This is a genomic window from Sporosalibacterium faouarense (assembly GCF_016765695.1).
GTDB lineage: Bacteria > Bacillota > Clostridia > Tissierellales > VENL01 > Sporosalibacterium > Sporosalibacterium faouarense.
Genome location: NZ_JAETGO010000077.1, coordinates 1 through 3,819, shown reverse-complemented (window position 1 = coordinate 3,819; position 3,819 = coordinate 1). Strand labels below are relative to the sequence as shown.

The 3,819-nt window shown below is 28.0% G+C and carries 3 protein-coding genes; 2 read left to right on the top strand and 1 reads right to left on the bottom strand.

The window, feature by feature from the left end; genetic code table 11:
- Positions 1 to 50: 50 nt before the first annotated feature.
- Complete coding sequence (locus JMO20_RS20440; RefSeq protein ID WP_279380146.1) at positions 51 to 179, bottom strand: hypothetical protein; 129 nt, start codon at positions 177 to 179, stop codon at positions 51 to 53.
- A gap of 183 nt (positions 180 to 362) precedes the next feature.
- Here JMO20_RS20440 and JMO20_RS14535 point away from each other — a divergent pair, with 183 nt between their 5' ends.
- Both JMO20_RS14535 and JMO20_RS14530 read left to right on the top strand, forming a co-directional pair.
- Positions 363 to 1,898, top strand: a complete 1,536-nt coding sequence (locus JMO20_RS14535) for a PucR family transcriptional regulator (RefSeq protein WP_202710422.1) — start codon at positions 363 to 365, stop codon at positions 1,896 to 1,898.
- Between the two features lie 82 nt (positions 1,899 to 1,980).
- Complete coding sequence (locus JMO20_RS14530; protein ID WP_202710421.1) at positions 1,981 to 2,334, top strand: hypothetical protein; 354 nt, start codon at positions 1,981 to 1,983, stop codon at positions 2,332 to 2,334.
- Positions 2,335 to 3,819 lie beyond the last annotated feature (1,485 nt).

The window sequence follows — 3,819 nt, the reverse complement described above, 5'->3', positions numbered from 1 at the left end:
CTCCACCTGAAGAGAAATCTTCTCTCCCACTTATAGAAGTGGGAGTCTTATCAAAAGATAAAATCGTCCGTAACATACCCATCTTTTAGAAATCCAGTTCCCATAGCAGGGAAAACTATTCTGTTTTTTAATTCTAGACCTTTAATCTTAATTGGTTTAAATAAATTGGGGTATTTCATTACTTTTCCTCCTTTATTTATTGTTATAGCAATATACTTGTCAACAGTATGATTAATATTTTTTAGTTAATTAATTAACAATTATATTATAACAAATATTATCATGTAAATCATTGTTTAAAAATACGAAAATACTTGTGTGATATTGTATTTTTATACTATAATTAATATGAGGTGAAGACAATGGATTTAAAGTTTGATATTTTTCTATCAGAATTAAAGGATTATAAAATAAAAGTATATCGAAATACACAATCAAACTTATCATATAAGGAAGTAAGGTTCTTATATGATAGGGAAATGAAGCTAGAAGACAATATTCTCTACCTAGGAAAAACAACTATGTTACCAATCAAAATGGATACCTTCAAAAATATTGGACTGATTCTCATAAATGACTGTGACTTTTTTCCATCCCAAATTCATGGGGATATAGCCTTATTTCCCTGTAATACAGATATGTTTAAGCTCTTTAATGATGTATTGAATATCTTTTATTCAAAACAAAAACTTTTAGACAGTTCTGCTTCTCTGCTAAATTCTCTGATTAAAGGAAAGGGGCTCAACTATATCGTACAGGTCGGTTCAGAAATACTTGGCAATCCGGTATTTTTAGTAGATGCTTCTTCAAAACTTTTAGCTTCCTCAGCAATTACAGATATAGATGATATGTTCTGGAAAGACTTAGCATCTTTTGGATATGGAAATGATGAAAACTTAGAACCCTATGTTCATGAAGGATTTGTAGACAAAATTCATCAAAATACACTACCAATTCTTATAGAGCCTAGGTTTCCACACAACTTAAAAAGAATTGTTGGAAAAATAGAATTGAATGATAAAACGATTGGATATATCGGAGTTTTAGAAAATAATCAAAAGTTTAAAGAAGAAGATATTACCATCACAGGGCTACTATGTGACGTTGTGGCTTCAGAAATGCAGAAAAGCAAACTTTATGATAATCTTACAGGAGTAAAGCATGAGTTTCTTTTGATCGACTTACTTGACGGAAGAATTAGAAATGAAACAGTGGTTAAGGAGAGATCAAAAGCTTTATTTCCTTCTGACGATAAAAATTTATTCGTGGTTGCCGTAAATCTTCCTAAAAAAAATATTAATGCTCACTTTCTCGGTTACTTAAGGTGGTCATTTGAAAGTACTCTACCATATTGTAAATCAGTCTATTATAATGAATATGTCATTCTTGTTATAAATACCAAGAACCAAAAACAATGGCAGGGTATAAAAACGAAACTCATCGATATTTTGAAAAAAAATAATTTGAACGCTGGATTAAGTCTCATGTTTCACGATATCACAAATATAATGAAATACTATATGCAAGCGGAAAGTGCATCTAAGTTGGGAAGACTCCTTAAAATTGAAAATTTTCTGTTTGATTATGATAATCTCTATATCTATGATATACTAACAAATCTTAAGGAAGGTATGAAAGTAAATGACTTTTGTCATCCAAGTATATTAAAAATACAAAATTATGATAGTTCTTGCGGAACGGATTATTACAACACATTGTATAAATACCTTGTGTGTGGCGGAAACATGACACTTACAGCCAACCAACTATTTGTTCATAGAAATACAATCGTTCACCGAATTAATAAAATACAAGAGATAACTGGTCTTGACCTTAGCGACGGTAACAACCGATTTAAACTACTTTTATCATATCGTATAATGGAACTTCATATATGATAAAATACGAGAATAGATTGAAAGCACAAAAACTTTGTGACTTTATATAAATTCAATATCAATTAAAGGAGGTACTTTTAACTTGAAAAAATATTTTTGCCCTATTTGTGGAAATAGTTTAGACGAAGAATTCTCTATAGGAAATATATGTCCTTGTTGTGGAAATGAATCAGAGTTCCATGACGATATATCTGTAGAGTATCTTAAGAGAAGTAATAAATTACCTATTCCCAGTGGAATTAATATATCAGATTATAGAGATTTTGAAATACTTCCAAAGAAAATAGCTTGGAAAATATTGAGACAAAAATGGATTAATGATGGGTGCCCATGGGTTTTAAATTTAAAAAATGAAAGACCTACCGATTGGAATTTAGAAATGGCAAAAGCCCAACTTCTAAATATAAAGGTGGATATAACTAATTCTGATTTATAGCAGCACGGCGAGATTATGGAATTGCTCCTACTATTAAACTTTAGGTTATTTAAGCCCTAGAACATATAAACTATGTAACCTAAAAAGACTGTCTAATTTAATGTTGACAATCCAATACCTATATATTAATAATCTATAATCTTTCATGTATTTAGGGTTTATATAACCTCGTATCATCTGAAGTTACTAGTACTTTCAATTAATAACTGTTTCGGATTTTCCATTTCTTATAAGGTCTTTTCTGTTTAAAATGATGGTATAAAATGCGTCATTAACAATAATCCTAATAATATTATAATGCTACTAGAGAGTATCTTCTTTATCATTTTTCTACCTCACTTCTAATAATTTGCAAAATATATAACAGTATTATAAACCTAGTAGTTAAAAAAGGTGAAATATTCTAAAATTAGCTAGGAGTACATCTCCTATGAATTGAGACACCCAATAATGGACTTACGTCAATATTTAAATTTAATCATTCAAGAAATTGTTATATGTTAAGCTCAAATTGATCTGGTGACATGTAATCTATGAGACTATATATTCTCTTCCTATTGTACTAATCTCAATTCATTCTCATCAATCTATTATATTATTTATTTTTTTAACTAAAATATATGTTATTAGAATCAAAGATACTACAGAAATACTTATTCCGATGCTATAAGTTATATAGGTAAATATAGGTCTTAACACTAGAGAAGATATAGATACCTTTTGCCAATTCCATATGCAGTTATTAAGTTTCCAAACAAAAATGTAATTACTAAAAGAAATGAGCATTTAGTTGTTTTGATAATTACACCTCCTTTTTCTTATATTAGTAAAATCCTCGATCCTATAGACATCTCAGATAATCATACAATCAGTTATCACAAAGCAATTATTCAACAATGTATCTAATATATAGATAATTATTGCTAGTATTATAGAATTTAAATTCTATAATACTAGCAAGTTCATCTTATATGCCTCAGTAGCATAAATTAATCAATCTTTCCGTAAGCTAGGTTAATCTGTTAAAAAACTATCTAAACTTAGTTTTATCTATCTTACTTAGAAAGCTTATACACCTTTTCTCTATTCTCATTAATTTTAATTATAATTTTTCCATTTTATTGTCAAGTTTGAAATGCTAAAATTATCCACAATAAATTTTTTTCATAATTGTTTATTTATATAATTAATACCATTAACTTCATTATAGTATGAATTTACTAATTGAAAAATAATTTGTTTTATCTATTTTTATTAATTCATCATTTATTATCATCATATTACTTAGCTTAATATCAATAATTCTGTAGTTTGAAACATCTATATGCTACTATAGTACTATTTTCTATGTTATTCTTTTCCATATTCGAAGTTTACACTATTTCTTTCATCATATCTTTTCCCATTCACAATCCTCTTCACCCTAGAATATTATAAATTATGTATCTGTTTTTAATCGGAAGGAGGAAAATAGATGGAAGGAAG